The 15075-nt window shown below is 71.5% G+C and carries 16 protein-coding genes; 9 read left to right on the top strand and 7 right to left on the bottom strand.

All coding sequences use genetic code 11. The features are described 5' to 3' along the window. Positions 1–117 precede the first annotated feature (117 nt). From ACWGO8_RS10050 to ACWGO8_RS10035, 4 genes are read left to right on the top strand one after another with little or no spacing between them, the layout of a single operon-like run. Entirely contained in the window at positions 118–2400 is a 2283-nt protein-coding gene (locus tag ACWGO8_RS10050) for a GAF domain-containing protein (protein ID WP_452042918.1), read from the top strand. Then, positions 2397–2789: a response regulator gene (locus ACWGO8_RS10045; RefSeq protein ID WP_452042917.1), complete on the top strand. Its 393-nt coding sequence runs from the start codon at positions 2397–2399 to the stop codon at positions 2787–2789. The genes ACWGO8_RS10050 and ACWGO8_RS10045 overlap by 4 nt, the downstream gene beginning before the upstream one ends. Continuing rightward, positions 2779–3915, top strand: a complete 1137-nt coding sequence (locus tag ACWGO8_RS10040; protein WP_452042916.1) for an adenylate/guanylate cyclase domain-containing protein — start codon at positions 2779–2781, stop codon at positions 3913–3915. Before ACWGO8_RS10045 ends, ACWGO8_RS10040 begins: the two co-directional genes overlap by 11 nt. Then, complete coding sequence (locus tag ACWGO8_RS10035; RefSeq protein ID WP_452042915.1) at positions 3912–5519, top strand: peptide ligase PGM1-related protein; 1608 nt, start codon at positions 3912–3914, stop codon at positions 5517–5519. The genes ACWGO8_RS10040 and ACWGO8_RS10035 overlap by 4 nt, the downstream gene beginning before the upstream one ends. A 100-nt stretch (positions 5520–5619) precedes the next feature. On the opposite strand, the gene ACWGO8_RS10030 is transcribed toward ACWGO8_RS10035, so the two are convergent. From ACWGO8_RS10030 to paaA, 6 genes are all read right to left on the bottom strand, one after another. Then, the gene (locus tag ACWGO8_RS10030) at positions 5620–6405 is read right to left on the bottom strand and encodes an enoyl-CoA hydratase/isomerase family protein (RefSeq protein ID WP_452042914.1); all 786 of its coding nucleotides are present in this window, start codon (positions 6403–6405) and stop codon (positions 5620–5622) included. 123 nt (positions 6406–6528) lie between these two features. Then, positions 6529–7653, bottom strand: coding sequence for a 1,2-phenylacetyl-CoA epoxidase subunit PaaE (gene paaE, locus ACWGO8_RS10025; protein ID WP_452043547.1), 1125 nt, complete (start codon positions 7651–7653; stop codon positions 6529–6531). Between the two features lie 131 nt (positions 7654–7784). Further along, on the bottom strand, positions 7785–8330 hold the full coding sequence (gene paaD, locus ACWGO8_RS10020; RefSeq protein ID WP_452043546.1) for a 1,2-phenylacetyl-CoA epoxidase subunit PaaD: 546 nt from the start codon (positions 8328–8330) through the stop codon (positions 7785–7787). Then, positions 8327–9193, bottom strand: a complete 867-nt coding sequence (gene paaC, locus ACWGO8_RS10015) for a 1,2-phenylacetyl-CoA epoxidase subunit PaaC (protein ID WP_452042913.1) — start codon at positions 9191–9193, stop codon at positions 8327–8329. The genes paaD and paaC overlap by 4 nt, the downstream gene beginning before the upstream one ends. After that, positions 9190–9495 carry a 1,2-phenylacetyl-CoA epoxidase subunit PaaB gene (paaB, locus tag ACWGO8_RS10010; protein ID WP_136707718.1) on the bottom strand — a complete coding sequence of 102 codons (306 nt, stop codon included), beginning with the start codon at positions 9493–9495 and terminating at the stop codon, positions 9190–9192. Before paaB ends, paaC begins: the two co-directional genes overlap by 4 nt. Next, positions 9495–10490: a 1,2-phenylacetyl-CoA epoxidase subunit PaaA gene (paaA, locus tag ACWGO8_RS10005; protein ID WP_452042912.1), complete on the bottom strand. Its 996-nt coding sequence runs from the start codon at positions 10488–10490 to the stop codon at positions 9495–9497. Before paaA ends, paaB begins: the two co-directional genes overlap by 1 nt. Positions 10491–10625: 135 nt before the next feature. Here paaA and paaI point away from each other — a divergent pair, with 135 nt between their 5' ends. The 4 genes from paaI (at position 10626) to ACWGO8_RS09985 (ending at position 13679) form a co-directional block, all read left to right on the top strand. Next, complete coding sequence (gene paaI / locus ACWGO8_RS10000) at positions 10626–11039, top strand: hydroxyphenylacetyl-CoA thioesterase PaaI (protein ID WP_452042911.1); 414 nt, start codon at positions 10626–10628, stop codon at positions 11037–11039. Positions 11040–11195: 156 nt separating this feature from the next. Further along, positions 11196–12449, top strand: a complete 1254-nt coding sequence (gene paaK, locus ACWGO8_RS09995; RefSeq protein ID WP_452043545.1) for a phenylacetate--CoA ligase PaaK — start codon at positions 11196–11198, stop codon at positions 12447–12449. 140 nt (positions 12450–12589) lie between these two features. After that, a complete protein-coding gene (locus ACWGO8_RS09990) occupies positions 12590–13240 on the top strand; it encodes a TetR/AcrR family transcriptional regulator (RefSeq protein ID WP_452042910.1) in 651 nt (216 codons plus the stop codon). A 55-nt stretch (positions 13241–13295) separates the two neighbouring features. Continuing rightward, on the top strand, positions 13296–13679 hold the full coding sequence (locus tag ACWGO8_RS09985; protein WP_452042909.1) for an STAS/SEC14 domain-containing protein: 384 nt from the start codon (positions 13296–13298) through the stop codon (positions 13677–13679). Positions 13680–13690: 11 nt separating this feature from the next. Here the strand turns inward: ACWGO8_RS09985 and ACWGO8_RS09980 are convergent, their stop codons facing one another. Then, complete coding sequence (locus ACWGO8_RS09980; protein WP_452042908.1) at positions 13691–13885, bottom strand: hypothetical protein; 195 nt, start codon at positions 13883–13885, stop codon at positions 13691–13693. A gap of 111 nt (positions 13886–13996) precedes the next feature. On the opposite strand from ACWGO8_RS09980, the gene ACWGO8_RS09975 reads away from it, so the two are divergent. Then, entirely contained in the window at positions 13997–15067 is a 1071-nt protein-coding gene (locus tag ACWGO8_RS09975; protein WP_452042907.1) for an LLM class flavin-dependent oxidoreductase, read from the top strand. Positions 15068–15075 lie beyond the last annotated feature (8 nt).

Genomic DNA, 15075 nt, shown 5'->3' with positions numbered 1-15075 from the left:
CTCGCCCGCTCACTCGCCGTCACGCGAACGAGGTGATTGCAGCCCCCGTTCCGGCGGGTGGAGAATACGGCTGAAGTCGCGTTCGTGCGAACTCTCTCCAGTGAAGGAGAGGCCATCTTGAGCGAGCGGGGTCGCAGCAGCATCAGCGAGGAGGACTTCGAACGCCTCCAGCGCGACTACAGCGACGCCACCGAGCAGTTCGCGGCGATGAACGAGGTGCTCACCGCCCTCGGTCGATCCTCCTCGGATCCCGACGCCGTGCTCGACACCGTCGTGCAGAGCGCGCGACGCCTGTGCCGCGCCGCGGCCGGCCAGATCTACCTCGTCGAGGGCGATCACTTCGCCCTCTCCAGCTCGGTCGGCCTGTCCGACGAGTTCGTCGCGTACGTGGAGGCGAACCCGCTGACGCTCGACCGGAGGTCGCTCGTCGGCCGGGCGGTGCAGGACCGACGGATCATGCAGGTGTCCGACGTGCTCATCGATCCCGAGTACGGCCGGCTCGACCTGCAGCAGATCGGCGGCTTCCGCACGCTCATCTCGGCGCCCATGATGCTCGACGACGACGTGGTCGGCACGCTCTCGCTCTTCCGCACCGAGGTCGCCCCGTTCGACGCGCGGGCGATCGCGCTGCTCGAGGCGTTCGCGGCGCAGGCCGCGGTCGTCGTGCGCAACGTGCACCTCGTGCGCGCCCTCGAGGGCCGCGGCAGGGAGCTCGCCCGCCGGATCGAGCAGCTCGAGGCGCTCAGCGAGGTCGGCGAGGCGGTGAGCTCGAGCCTCGTGCTCGACGAGGTCCTCTCGAGCATCATCATGAACGCGGTGCGGTTCGCGGGGTGCGACGGCGGCTCCATCATGGAGTACGTCCCCGAGGACCGGAGCTTCTCGGTGCGCAGCGCGTACGCGTCGAGCGCCGAGCTCCTGCGAAAGCTCCGCGGCATCCGCGTCGACCTCGACACCACGCTGGTCGGCCGCGCCGCACTCGAGGGCCACCCGATGTGGGTCGCGGACCTCGACACCGTCGAGCTCGACCCGCACCTGCAGCTCCTGCACGACGACGGCTGGCGCTCGGTGCTCACCGTGCCGGTGCTCCGCGGGTCGCAGATCATCGGCGCGCTCGTCGTGCGCCGCAAGCGGCCCGGCGGATTCTCGAACGAGACCATCGAGTTCCTCGAGACGTTCGCGAGCCAGTCGGCGCTCGCGGTCTGGAACGCCCGGCTCTTCCGCGAGCTCGAGACGAAGACCGCCGAGCTCGAGGTGGTGAGCCAGCACAAGTCCGAGTTCCTGGCCAGCATGTCGCACGAGCTCCGCACGCCGCTCAACGCGGTGATCGGGTTCTCGGAGGTGCTGCTGGAGCGGATGTTCGGCGAGCTCAACGACCGCCAGGACGAGTACCTCCGCGACATCCTGAGCTCGGGCCGGCACCTGCTCAACCTGCTCAACGACATCCTCGACCTCTCCAAGGTGGAGGCGGGGCGGATGGAGCTCGCGCCGTCGACGTTCTCGGTGTCGTCGGCCATGGAGTACGGCCTCTCGATGGTGCGCGAGCGCGCGGCGATGCACGGGCTCACGCTGAGCCTCGAGGTGGATCCGACCGTCGACGTCATCGACTCCGACGAGCTGCGCGTCAAGCAGGTGCTGCTCAACCTGCTGAGCAACGCGGTGAAGTTCACGCCCGACGGCGGCCACGTCGCGGTGGTCGCCCGGCGCGCCGGCGACGAGCTGGCCGTGACCGTCACCGACGACGGCGACGGCATTCCGGCGGACGACCGCGAGCGCATCTTCGAGTCGTTCCAGCAGGGCGGGCGCGGCACCCAGCGCGAGGAGGGCACCGGCCTCGGCCTCACGCTGTGCCGCCGCATCGTCGCGCTGCTCGGCGGTCGGATGTGGCTCGAGTCCGAGGTCGGCCGCGGCAGCACCTTCGGCTTCACGCTGCCCCTCGACGGGCCCGTGGTCGTGCCGGCGCCCCAGCCCGCCGAACAGGCGAACCTCCCGGTCGTGGTGGTCATCGACGACGACCGGGCATCCCTCGACCTCATGACGGCCTACCTCGACGGGCTCGGCGTGCAGGTCGTGCACGCCCGCGACGGCGAGGAGGGGCTCGAGCTCATTCGGGCGCACGGGCCGGCCGCGGTCGTGCTCGACATCCGGATGCCGGGACTGGACGGCTGGCAGGTGCTCACCCGCGTGCGTGAGGACCAGGCGATGAGCGCGGTCCCCGTGATCATCGTGTCGATCCTCGACGAGCGCTCGCGCGGCATGACGCTCGGCGCGACGGACTACCTCGTGAAGCCCGTCGGCCGCGAGGAGCTCGTCGGCGCGCTGCGGCGGGTCGGCGCGGTGCACTCGGGCTCCCTCCCGGGACGCAACGGGCGGCCGGCCACGGACCCGGAGGAGGCGGGATGATGCCCGGCCGACGCATCCTCGTCGTCGAGGACAACCCGCTGAACCTCAAGCTCGTGCGCGACGTGCTGACGGCCTTCGAGTACGACGTGGTCGAGGCGCACAGCGGCGAGGAGGGCGTGGAGCTCGCGGGGACGTGCTCGCCCGACCTGGTGCTCATGGACCTGCAGCTCCCCGGCATCGACGGGTACGAGGCCCTGCGCCTGCTGCGACAGGACCCCCGGCTCGGCTCGGTGCCCGTGGTGGCGGTCACCGCGTTCGCCATGAAGGAGGACCGGGAGCGCACGGCCCGCGAGGGCTTCGACGGCTACCTCGGCAAGCCCATCAGCGTCCGGGCGCTGCCCGAGCAGGTGAGCCAGTTCCTGAGCAACGGACGGGCCGATGCCCGGTGACGAGGTCACCATCCTCGCGGTGGACGACCTGCCCCAGAACCTCCGGCTGCTCGACGCGGTCCTGAGCCCTCGCGGCTATCGCGTGCTCACGGCGACCTCGGGCGAGGAGGCGCTCGCGATGCTGCCGACCGCCGGAGCCGACCTCGTGCTGCTCGACATCCTGATGCCCGGCCTCGACGGGTACGAGGTGTGCCGCCGCATCCGGGCGAGCGAGGAGTTCGCCTACCTGCCGGTCGTGATGATCACCGCGAGCGGAGAGCAGGAGAAGGTGCGCGCGATCGAGGCGGGTGCCGACGACTTCGTGAGCAAGCCGTTCGACCAGGGCGAGCTCCTCGCCCGCGTCGCGTCGCTGGCCCGCATCAAGCGCTACCACGACACCATCGAGCGGCAGGCCGAGGAGCTCGCGGCGTGGAACGTCGAGCTCGAGGCGCGCGTCGACGCGCAGGTCGCCGAGCTCGAGCGCGTGAACCGGCTCCGCCGCTTCCTCTCCCCGCAGCTCGTCGACGTGGTGCTCGACTCCGGCGAGGAGGGCGTGCTGGCCAGCCATCGGCGGGAGATCGTCGTGGTGTTCTGCGACCTCCGGGGGTTCACCTCGTTCGCCGAGGCGAGCGAGCCCGAGGAGGTCATGGGCGTGCTCGCCGAGTACCACCACGCGCTCGGCGAGCTCATCTACCGGTTCGAGGGCACGCTCGAGCGGTTCACGGGCGACGGGCTCATGGTGTTCTTCAACGACCCGCTCCCGGTGGACGACCCCGCCGGGCGCGCCGTGGCGATGGCCGTCGCGATGCGGGAGCGCGTCGCCGAGCTCGCCCACGACTGGAGCCGGCGCGGCAACGACCTCGGCTTCGGCATCGGGATCGCGCAGGGGTACGCGACGCTCGGCCGCATCGGCTTCGAGGGGCGGTTCGACTACGCCGCGATCGGCAGCGTCACGAACCTGGCCGCCCGGCTGTGCGCGGTGGCGGATGCCGGGCAGATCCTCGTGGCCCAGCGCGTGTACTCGGCGGCCGAGGGAGTGGCGACGGGCGAGCCGGTGGGCGAGCTCGACCTGCGCGGCTTCAGCAAGCCCGTGCGCGCGTTCGCGATCACGGGCCTCGACGACACGGAAGCGCAGGTGAGGACATGACCACGCTCGATGGCACCACGGCACCCACGGCGACGGCATCCGACGCCGCCACGCTGTCCGAGCTCGACGAGGACGCCCGGAACCTCCGCTTCGACCGGCTCCAGGACCGGATGGCGTCGGTGTGGGACGCGATGCGACTCGGGCTCGAGGACGAGTCGGTCGTCGTCGTCCCGTCGGTGACGCTGAGCCGCGCCGTCCCGGGGAGCGGCAGCGGCAGCATGGCGCAGGCGTTCGAGGAGCGGTTCCTCTTCCTCCTGCTCCTGCTCCGCCAGCCGCGGCTCCGCATGATCTACGTCTCGTCGATGCCCGTCGATCCGCGCATCATCGAGTACTACCTCGCGCTGCTGCCCGGGGTCATCCCGAGCCACGCGCAGGCCCGCCTCACGATGGTCTCGGTCGGCGACGCGTCGCCCCGCCCCCTGAGCGTGAAGCTGCTCGAACGGCCGAGGCTGCTCGAGAAGATCGCCGCGCTCATCCCCAACCGCGACCGCAGCCACCTCATCCCGTACAACACGACCGAGCTCGAGCGCGACCTGGCGCTCACCCTGGGAATCCCGATGTACGGCTCCGATCCGCGGCTGTCGGACCTCGGCACCAAGACCGGATGCCGCCGGCTCTTCGGCGAGGTCGGGGTGCCGTACCCCCTCGGCGCCGAGGACCTGCACGGCCTCGACGAGGTGGTCGACGCGATCGGCGACCTGCTCGACGCCCGGCCGACCATCGGCCAGGTCATCGTCAAGCTCAACGAGGGCGTCTCGGGGGCGGGCAACGCGCTCGTCGACCTCGCGGGCGTCGGCGGGTTGCCGGCGGCGGAGCGACGGGCGGCGATCGCCGAGCGCGTCGACGGGATGCAGCTCGAGGCGCCGGACGTGCCGTTCGCGGCGTACGTCGCGAAGCTCGAGTCCGACGGCGGCATCGTCGAGGAGCGCATCGTCGGCGAGGAGCTGCTGAGCCCGAGCGTGCAGCTCCGCTCGCTTCCCGACGGCACCGTCGAGCTCCTGTCGACGCACGACCAGCTGCTCGGCGGCGCGAGCGGGCAGAGCTACCTGGGCTGCGTGTTCCCCGCCGATCCCGCGTACTCCCGCCTCATCAGCGAGCCGGCGGCGGCGATCGGCGAGCGGCTGGCCGCCGAGGGCGTGCTCGGGCGGTTCGCGGTCGACTTCGTCACGATGCGGGATGCCGCGGGCGGATGGTCGGCGTACGCGATCGAGCTCAACCTCCGCAAGGGCGGCACGACGCATCCGTTCCTGACGCTCCAGTTCCTCACCGACGGGCGGTACGACGCCGAGACGGGCCGCTTCCTCACGCCCGAGGGCGCCGAGAAGCACCTCGTGGCCACCGACCACCTCGAGGGCGGGGAGCTCCGTGCGCTCTCGGTCGGCGACCTGTTCGACGTCGTCGCGCGGCACGGCCTGCACTTCGACCAGTCCCGGCAGACCGGGATCGTGTTCCACATGATCAGCTCGATCACCGAGCACGGCCGCGTGGGCATGACCGCCGTCGGCGACACCCCCGAGCAGGCGATGGAGCTCTACGAGCGGGCCGGGCGCGTGCTGTTCGACGAGGCCGGGCTCGCCGGGACCGAGCGGGCGCTGCCGGACTAGGGAGTCCGCGGGTCGAGGAGGCGCGCAGCGCCGTCTCGAAACCGGCTCGCGCAGGCACGGGTTTCGAGACGCGGCTGCGCCGCTCCTCAACCCTCGGGAGTCAGCCGCGACCGGTGAACGCAGGCCTGCGCTTCTGCTGGAACGCCGCGAAGCCCTCGCGGTAGTCGTCGGTGTCGCAGAGCGCCGCCTGCGCGCGGTTCTCCTGGTCCATCGACTGCCAGAGCCCGAGGCGGTCGTCGCGCAGCGACGCGATGAGCGCCTTCGACGCCACGAACGCCTGCGTGGCCCCGGATGCCGCGGCGCGGGCCGCGGCGCGGGCGGCATCCGTCACCTCGTCGGTGGGGAACACCTGCGAGAACAGGCCCGCGGCGACGGCCTCGGTTCCCGACATGAGCCGGCCCGTGACGATGAGGTCCATCGTCTTGTGCGCGCCGAGCCGCTCGAAGAACAGCGCGTGGCCGCCCGAGTCGAGCGTCGCGCCGAGGTTCGCGAAGGGCGAGCCGATCTTCGCCGTGTCGGCGACGTACACGATGTCGCTCGCGATGAGCAGGCCGAGCCCGACGCCGAGGCACGCGCCGTGCGCGACCGCGAACGTGGGCGCCGGGAACGCCGCCATGCGCTCGAGCAGCGGCTGCACCCGGCCGCCGAGGTAGCCGAGCACGTCGTCGTCGCGCGGGTCGACGCCCGAGATGTCACGGCCTGCGCAGAACGCGCGGCCCTCGCCGCGCAGCACGAGCGCGCGCACGTCGCCGGCCTCCGCGGCCCGCTCGGCGGACGCGTACGCCTCGGTGAGCTCGGCGAGCGCCGCGACGTCGAGCGCATTGAGCTTGTCGGGGGCGTTGAGCACGACCTCGGCCACGCCGTCGGCAACGCTGAGTTCGATCATCTGCGCCTCCCAATACCGATTTCAGGACGTTCTGGGCGATTCGGACGCGCTCCCGGCGTGTCTTCCTGAGAACGATGGGGCGCGCGCCTGGTGCTCCTGAGAAACGCGAGCAGCGTCTCACGCTCAGACGTCATAGTCCACCACGACGCGGTCGGACTTCGGGTGCGACTGGCAGGTGAGCACGTAGCCGCGCTCCAGCTCGTCGGGCTCGAGCGCGTAGTTCTCGGTCATGTTCACGCTGCCCTCGACGACCCGGGCGCGGCATGTGCCGCACACGCCACCGGCGCACGCGAACGGCACGTCGGGGCGCACGCGCAGCGCCGCGTTGAGGATCGACTCGTTCGCCGACACGGGGCTCTCGACGGTCGAGGACTGCCCGTCGAGCGTGAACTCGATGGCGACGGTCTCCTCGCCCTGCTTCACCTCGACCGGACGCCCGTGCCGCGGCTCGACGCGGTCGGCGTCCGTCGTGAACAGCTCGTAGCGCACGTGGTCGGCCGGCACGTCCTTCGCGGCGAGGGTGTCGCGCGCGAGCTGCACCAGCTCGAACGGCCCGCAGAGGAACCACTCGTCGACCGTTTCGGGCCGGATGAGCACGTCGAGCATGGTGCCGAGCTTCTCGGCGTCGATGCGGCCCGAGAGGAGCGGCGCGGTGCGCTGCTCGCGCGAGAGCACGTGGTGCACGGCGAGTCTCGACGGGTAGCGGTCCTTCAGCTCGGCGAGCTCCTCGAGGAACATCACGTCGAGGGTCGAGCGGTTCGTGTAGACGAGCTCGAACTCCGCCGTCGCCGACCGCGAGAGCACGGTGTGCGCGAGCGCCATGAGCGGCGTGATGCCGCTGCCGGCCGCGATGCCGACGATGTGCTTGCCGTCGAGCGCGTCGAGCGTCGAGGTGAACGTGCCCTGCGGGCTCATCACGTCGAGCGTCTCGCCCGCCTGCAGCTCGGAGTTCGCCCACGACGAGAAGATGCCGCCGAGGTCGCGCTTGATGGCGACCGAGATGGTGGTCCCTGAGCCCGTCGACGGGTCGGGGGCGCGGCAGATCGAGTAGCTCCGGCGGCGCTCGTGCCCGTCGAGCTCCTTGCGGAGCGCGACGTACTGCCCGGGCAGGTACGTGTAGTCGTCGGCGAGCTCCTCGGGCACCGCGAAGGTCACCTCGACGGCGTCGGCCGTGAGCGGACGCACCTCGGCGACCTCGAGCTCGTGGAACCGCGCCCGGTGGCGCTTCGCGCCCTCCTTCGTCGACAGCGACTCGCCGCCGACCGTGGACGCGAGGAACGCCTCGGCGACGGAGCTGTCGACGGGCTGCGCCGAGCTCGGGGCGATGGCGGTCGACGTGCCGAACCCCAGTCCCGTCGACCCCAGGTTGCGCGCCGCCATCAGAGCACCTTGAAGTAGTCGAAGGGCTCGAGGCAGTCGCGGCACTCGTAGAGCGCCTTGCACGACGTCGAGCCGAAGCGGGCGAGCTCGCGCGTGTTCAGCGAGTCGCAGCGCGGGCACTTCACCGCGAGCTGCAGGCGCACGGGCCCCTGCTTCGCCGCGGCGTGGCCGGTGGGCGCCTGGATGCCGTAGCGGCGCAGCTTCTCCTTACCGGCGTCGCTCATCCAGTCGGTGGTCCACGCGGGGGCGAGCACGAGGTCGACCTGCACCTCGTCGTAGCCGGCGTGGGTGAGCGCGACCAGCACGTCGTCGCGCATGGCGTCGAGCGCGGGGCATCCGCTGTACGTCGGGGTCAGCTTCACGCGCACCGCGACGCCGTCCGAGCTCGACGAAGGGGCGACCTCGACCGAGCGCAGCACGCCGAGGTCCTCGATCGTGAGCACGGGGATCTCGGGGTCGGTCACGGTCGCGGCGACGTCCCAGGCGCGTCGTGCCGCCGGGTCGCTCGGCAACGGTCGGGCGACGGATGCCGCCACCGCGGTCACCACGACGCCCCCGGGTGCTGGCGGGCGAGCACCTGCATCTCCGCGAGCAGCGGGCCGAGGTGCTCGGTGTGGGAGCCGGACCGTCCGCGGCCGGCGGCGATGAACGCCGTGCGGCCGGTCGGGGGCTCGAGCTCGGCCTCGGCGAGCACGGCGGCGATGACCTCGTCGAACCGGGCGCGCAGCGTCGACGGCAGCACCGCGACGCCGTCGGCGGCGAGGCGCTCGGTGAGCTCGTCGTCCTCGAAGAGCTCGTCGATGTACGGCCAGGTGTCGGCGATCGCGATCGTCATGCGGCGCCGCGACTCGTCGGTGCCGTGCGCGAGGCGGAGCGTCCACTGCACGGCGTGGTCGCGGTGGTAGTCGACCTCCTTGACCGCCTTCGCCGCGACGGCGGCGAGGGTCGGGTCGGTCGACGCCGAGAGCTCGCCGTAGAGCTCGAGCAGGTACGTCGCGACCACGAGCTGGCGGGCGATCGTGTGCGCGAAGTCGCCGTTGGGCTGCTCGAAGATCCAGGCGTTGCGCCACTCGGGCTCGTCGCGCCAGTACGCGAGGTCGTCCTCGCTGCGGCCGGTGGCGCTGCCCGCGTAGTGCAGCAGCGAGCGGGCGTGGCCGATCAGGTCGAGGCCGATGTTGCCGAGCGCCACGTCCTCCTCGAGCTCGGGCGCGCGGGTGATCCACATGCCCAGCTGCTGGGCGAGCACCAGCGCGTCGTCGCCGAGCCGCATCGCGTACTCCGCGGCATCCGCCGACGCCGTGCCGCCGGTGCCCGTGAGACCGGCACCCGCGAGCTCCTCGACGAGCTCGACCTGGTCGACGGAGACGTCGCCGTGCCCCTCGACGGGCTCAGGGACGGATGCGCTCACAGGTGCTTCACCCCCTCGGACTTCGTGTAGTACACCGCGTGGCGGTAGTTCTTGCCCGCGGGGCTCTCGAAGAACGCGCCCTTCGCGTCGGGGTCGCTCGTGGTGATCGCGTCGGCGGGCACCACCCAGATCGAGACGCCCTCGTTGCGGCGCGTGTAAAGGTCGCGCGCGTTGCGCACGGCCATGTCGGCGTCGGGCGCGTGCAGCGACCCGACGTGCACGTGGCTGAGGCCGCGGTTGGCCCGCACGAAGACCTCCCAGAGGGGCCAGGCCTCGGTGCCCGTCTCGCCCGGAGTCGACATCATGCCACCGCCCCGGATGCCGCGAGCGCACGCTCGGCCTGCTTGCGGGCGTACTCGGCGGCCGCCTCGCGCACCCAGGCGCCGTCCTCGTGGGCCTCGCGCCGGCGGCGCAGGCGCTCGGCGTTCGCGGGGCCGCGGCCGGCGAGGACCTCGTTGAACTCGGTCCAGTCGATCTCGCTGATGTCGTAGGCCTGGCGCTCCTCGTTCCACGCCAGGTTCGGGTCGGGCAGCGTGACGCCGAGCACCTCGGCCTGCGGCACCAGCATGCCGACGAAGCGCTGGCGCAGCTCGTCGTTCGAGAACCGCTTGATGTTCCACGCCATCGACTGCGCCGAGTTCGGCGACTGGTCGTCGGGCGGCCCGAACATCATGAGGCTCGGCCAGTACCAGCGGTTCACGGCGTCCTGCGCCATCTCGCGCTGCGCCTCGGTGCCCTGCATGAGCTCGAGCAGGATCTCGAAGCCCTGCCGCTGGTGGAACGACTCCTCCTTGCAGATGCGCACCATCGCGCGGCCGTACGGTCCGTAGGAGGCGCGGCACAGCGGCACCTGGTTGCAGATCGCGGCGCCGTCGACGAGCCACCCGATGGCGCCCATGTCGGCCCAGGTCGGCGTCGTGTAGTTGAAGATCGACGAGTAGCGCGCCCTGCCCTCGATGAGCTGCTGCATCATCTCCTCGCGCCCGATGCCGAGCGTCTGCGCGGCCGAGTAGAGGTAGAGCCCGTGGCCCGCCTCGTCCTGCACCTTCGCCATGAGGATCGCCTTGCGCTTCAGGCTGGGCGCCCGCGAGATCCAGTTGGACTCGGGCTGCATGCCGATGATCTCGGAGTGCGCGTGCTGGCTGATCTGCCGGATGAGCGTCTTGCGGTACGCCTCGGGCATCCAGTCGCGCGGCTCGATGCGCGAGTCCTTGGCGATGAGGTCGTCGAACAGCGCCTGGGCGGCCTCGTCGTGCTCCTCACGACTGGCGACGCTGAGGTCTGCGGGTGCGGTCATCGTCGACTCCTGTGCTCTGGCGGAATCCGGCCCGCGGTACGCCGCGGCATCCGGTATTACTAACCGATCGTTCAGTTAGTATATAGTCATCTTCAGCGCCGCAGCAACGGCGCGCAACTCGACGAGGAGCAACGCATGACGGATGCCACGAGCCAGGCCAATCGCGCCATGATGGACCGCGACCTCGCCTCCGCCGCCCTCGGCATGGTCGTCGAGCGCGACGATCCCGGCCACGCGGTCGTGTCGATGCTCGTGCGAGAGGACATGACGAACGGCTTCCACATCACCCACGGCGGCCTCGTCTTCACCCTGGCCGACACGGCCTTCGCCATCGCCTGCAACGAGGACGACAACGTCACCGTCGCGGCGGGCGCCGACATCACCTTCCTGAAGTCCACGCGCGCGGGGCAGACCCTCACCGCGACCGCCGTCCGCCGCACCCGGTCGGGCCGCACCGGACTCTACGACGTCTCGGTCGTCGACGAGCACGGCGACGCGGTCGCCGAGTTCCGCGGCCGATCCCTCTCCACGAACCGCAGCGTTCCCTGAGCCCGTCGAGGGGAACGCACCCCCACCAGGGTCCCTTCGACAGGCTCAGGGACCGGCCATCACCCACAGGAGCACCACGTGTCGACGACGACCATCTCCCCCAGCGTCTCGGGCCTCGAGCCCGTGCCCGCCGCCGACCTCGACCCCGAGGAGCGGATGTCCCGCGCCGAGATCGAGGCGCTCCAGCTCGAGCGGCTGCAGCAGACCGTGCGGCACGCCTACGAGCACGTGCCGCTCTACACGCGCAAGTTCGACGAGGCGGGCGTGAAGCCCGGCGACATCCGTTCGCTGGCGGATGTCGCGAGGCTGCCGTTCACGACCAAGGCCGACCTGCGCGAGACCTACCCCTTCGGCATGTTCGCCGTGCCCATGGAGCGGGTCGCGCGCATCCACGCCTCGAGCGGCACGACCGGCCGGCCGACCGTGGTCGGCTACACCTCGGGCGACCTCGACCGCTGGGCGACGCTCGTCGCCCGGTCGCTGCGGGCCAGCGGCATCCGCCCCGGCATGAAGGTGCACAACGCCTACGGCTACGGGCTCTTCACGGGCGGCCTCGGCGCGCACGCCGGCATCGAGAAGCTCGGCGCGACGGTCATCCCGATGTCGGGCGGCCAGACCGCGCGCCAGGTGCAGCTCATCCGGGACTTCGAGCCCGACGCGATCCTCTGCACGCCGAGCTACCTGCTCACGATCGCCGACGCAATGGTCGAGCAGGGCATCGACCCGCGCTCCACGTCGCTCAAGGTCGCCGTGCTCGGCGCCGAGCCGTGGACCAACGAGATGCGCCACGAGCTCGAGCAGCGCCTCGGCCTCGACGCGCTCGACATCTACGGGCTCAGCGAGGTCATGGGACCGGGCGTCGGCAACGAGTGCCTCGAGACGAAGGACGGCCCGCACCTCTGGGAGGACCACTTCCTGCCCGAGATCATCGACGGCGACACCGGCGCGGTGCTGGCCGACGGCGACCTCGGCGAGCTCGTGTTCACGTCGCTCACGAAGGAGGCGTTCCCGGTCATCCGGTACCGCACGCGCGACCTCACGCGCCTCCTGCCCGGCACCGCCCGCCCCGGCATGCGTCGCATGGAGAAGGTCACGGGCCGGAACGACGACATGATCATCCTGCGCGGCGTGAACCTGTTCCCCACGCAGATCGAGGAGCTCGTGCTCGGCATCGAGCAGCTCACGCCGCACTTCGTGCTCGAGCTCTCCCGCGAAGGGCGCATGGACGCGCTGAAGGTGCGCATCGAGCGGCACCCCGACCTCTCGGTCGAGACGTGCGAGGCGGCCGCGGTCGTGCTCGCGCAGCGCATCAAGGTGCACGTCGGATCGACGGTCGCCGTGCAGCTCGAGGAGCCGGGCGCCCTGCCGCGCAGCGAGGGCAAGTACAAGCGGGTCTACGACCTCCGCTGAGGTCGGCGACGTGCCGGGCGGCCGGCGCGGGGCATCCGCTCTGCGCCACTTCGGCGGCCACCGCACCATCTCGACTGGCGCAGAGGGCACGGAAGTGGCGCAACGGCCGGCGTGACCACCGAGATGGGAGACTGGGGGCGATGTCAGAGAACGGAAGCCTCCGACGGGGACGCCCCGGTTACGACAAGCAGGGCATCCTCGACGTCGCCGTCGCCGCGTTCAACCAGTACGGCTACGACGCGACGTCGATGGGCGTGCTCGCCGACCGGCTCGGCCTGTCGAAGTCCGCGATCTACCACCACTTCGCGTCGAAGGACGAGATCCTCGACCGCGCCCTCGACACGGCGCTCGGCGCGCTCGAGGGCGTGCTGGAGGAGGCGGCGCATCCTGAGCTCGTCGAAGGGCCGGCGCCCCGGCGTGCCGCCGACCGGCTCGACCACGTGCTGCGCGGCGCCGTGCACGTACTCGTCGAGAAGCTGCCCTACGTGACCCTGCTGCTGCGCGTGCGCGGCAACACCGAGGTGGAGCGCCGCGCGCTCGCCCGCCGGCGCGCGTTCGACAAGCGGGTGACGGCGCTCGTGTCCGAGGCGCAGGCCGAGGGGTCGCTGCGCAGCGACATCGACGTGCGCATCGTGGAGCGGCTGCTCTTCGGCATGATCAACTCGATCGTCGAGTGGTACCGGCCCGGCGGCCCCGAGGACGCCGACCGCCTCGCCGACGACGTCATCGCGATCGCGCTCGACGGGCTGCGCATGCCCACGTCGAACCGCGTGGAGGAGCTGCTCGGCTGAGTCCGGGGCGCGAGGTCGTCCGGCGGAAGTCCCGCCGGGGTGGAGGGGGAACACCATGATCGAACCGCTCGAGGGCCTGCCGTCGGGCGTGATCGGCTTCCGGGCCGTGGGCACCATCGAGGCATCCGACTACCGCGACGTGCTCGAGCCGGCCATCGACGCCGCGATCGCCGAGCGCGGCACGGTCAGCTGCGTGTTCGTGCTGGGCGACGAGTTCGACCGCTACTCGCTCGGCGCGATGCTCGAGGACGCGAAGCTCATCCGCCGGCCGCTCTCGGCGTGGAAGCGCGCGGCGTTCGTCACCAACCACGACGTGCTCGCCGGCATCGCGACCGCGTTCGGCGGCCTGGTGCCCGGCGAGTTCGAGGTCTTCCCGCTCGACAAGCAGGCCGAGGCCGCCGCCTGGGTCGCCGAGTCGGTCGAGTCGCCCGCGAGCTGAGCCCTCGGGTCCTACGCCGGGCAGGGCTCGTTCGTCGCGACGCGGGCGCGCGGCATCCGCTCGCGTCGACGTCGCACGGGCGCCGGCGCGTCGGCCGATGCCTCGGCGAGTCGTTCGGCCACCACCCGGCGACGCTCGAGCTGCTGCACGAGCTGGGCCTCGCGTGCCTCGGCGAGATGCGGGAAGGTCAGTTCCGAGATCAACATGTCCACTCCGGTTCCGTGCGTGGTTGACCCTAGACTCCTGTCTGAGGTGGCCGCCCGGCATCCGGCAGATGCCCTATTCTCGGCGGCCGCGGAGCAGAGGGGAATGAGCGGATGCCGCAGGATGCCGTACCCGTCGTGAAGCAGCGCATCGGATTCCTCTCGTTCGGCCACTGGCATCCCTCGCCGCAGTCGTCGACGCGCTCCGGACGCGATGCGCTCGTGCAGTCGATCGAGCTCGCGGTGGCGGCCGAGGAGCTCGGCATCGACGGCGCGTTCTTCCGCGTGCACCACTTCGCCCGGCAGCTCGCGAGCCCGTTCCCGCTGCTCGCCGCGATCGGCGCCCGCACGAGCCGCATCGAGATCGGCACCGGCGTCATCGACATGCGCTACGAGAACCCCCTCTACATGGCCGAGGATGCCGCGGCCGCCGACCTCATCAGCGCCCACGCCGGCGGCGAGGGTCGCCTGCAGCTGGGCGTGAGCCGCGGCTCGCCCGAGCCCGCCCAGAACGGCTCGCACGCGTTCGGGTTCGTGCCGCCCGAGGGCGAGACCGACGCCGACCTCGCGCGCCAGAAGACCGAGCTGTTCCGCGCCGCGATCACGGGCGCCGGCGTCGTGGCGGGCAACCCGCAGATGACCGGATCCACCTCGCCGCTGCCGATCCAGCCCCAGTCGCCGGGCCTCGTCGATCGCATCTGGTGGGGCAGCGGCACGCGCGCGACCGCCGAGTGGACCGCCGAGCAGGGCATGAACCTGATGAGCTCGACGCTGCTCACCGAGGACACGGGCGTGCCGTTCGACGAGCTGCAGTACGAGCAGATCCAGCTGTACCGCGACGCGTGGGAGGCCGCGGGCTGGGAGCGCACACCGCGCGTCTCGGTGTCGCGCAGCGTGATCCCACTGGTGACCGACGAGGACCGCGAGTACTTCGGCCCCCGCGTCGGCAGCGACACGAAGGACCAGGTCGGATTCCTGGACGGCGGGCTCGCGCGCTTCGGCAAGAGCTACATCGGCGAACCCGACCGCATCGCCGAGGAGCTCGCGAACGACAAGGCCGTCGCGGCCGCCGACACGCTGCTCGTCACCGTGCCGAACCAGCTCGGCGTCGACTACAACGCGCGGCTGCTTGCCTCGATCGCCGAGCACGTCGGCCCGGCGATCGGGTGGACGCCGAACCGCTGATCGGAATC

The sequence above is a fragment of the Agromyces sp. NPDC055661 genome (assembly GCF_053618135.1).
This window is presented reverse-complemented; position numbering and strand designations above follow the sequence as displayed.

Coding starts and splice junctions, on each gene's coding strand:
- ACWGO8_RS10045 (WP_452042917.1), top strand. CDS start 2,397: ATGATGCCCGGCCGACGCATCCTCGTCGTCGAGGACAACCCGCTGAAC.
- ACWGO8_RS10040 (WP_452042916.1), top strand. CDS start 2,779: ATGCCCGGTGACGAGGTCACCATCCTCGCGGTGGACGACCTGCCCCAG.
- ACWGO8_RS10035 (WP_452042915.1), top strand. CDS start 3,912: ATGACCACGCTCGATGGCACCACGGCACCCACGGCGACGGCATCCGAC.
- ACWGO8_RS10030 (WP_452042914.1), bottom strand. CDS start 6,405: ATGATCGAACTCAGCGTTGCCGACGGCGTGGCCGAGGTCGTGCTCAAC.
- paaB (WP_136707718.1), bottom strand. CDS start 9,495: ATGTCGACTCCGGGCGAGACGGGCACCGAGGCCTGGCCCCTCTGGGAG.
- paaA (WP_452042912.1), bottom strand. CDS start 10,490: ATGACCGCACCCGCAGACCTCAGCGTCGCCAGTCGTGAGGAGCACGAC.
- paaI (WP_452042911.1), top strand. CDS start 10,626: ATGACGGATGCCACGAGCCAGGCCAATCGCGCCATGATGGACCGCGAC.
- paaK (WP_452043545.1), top strand. CDS start 11,196: ATGTCCCGCGCCGAGATCGAGGCGCTCCAGCTCGAGCGGCTGCAGCAG.
- ACWGO8_RS09990 (WP_452042910.1), top strand. CDS start 12,590: ATGTCAGAGAACGGAAGCCTCCGACGGGGACGCCCCGGTTACGACAAG.
- ACWGO8_RS09985 (WP_452042909.1), top strand. CDS start 13,296: ATGATCGAACCGCTCGAGGGCCTGCCGTCGGGCGTGATCGGCTTCCGG.
- ACWGO8_RS09980 (WP_452042908.1), bottom strand. CDS start 13,885: ATGTTGATCTCGGAACTGACCTTCCCGCATCTCGCCGAGGCACGCGAG.
- ACWGO8_RS09975 (WP_452042907.1), top strand. CDS start 13,997: ATGCCGCAGGATGCCGTACCCGTCGTGAAGCAGCGCATCGGATTCCTC.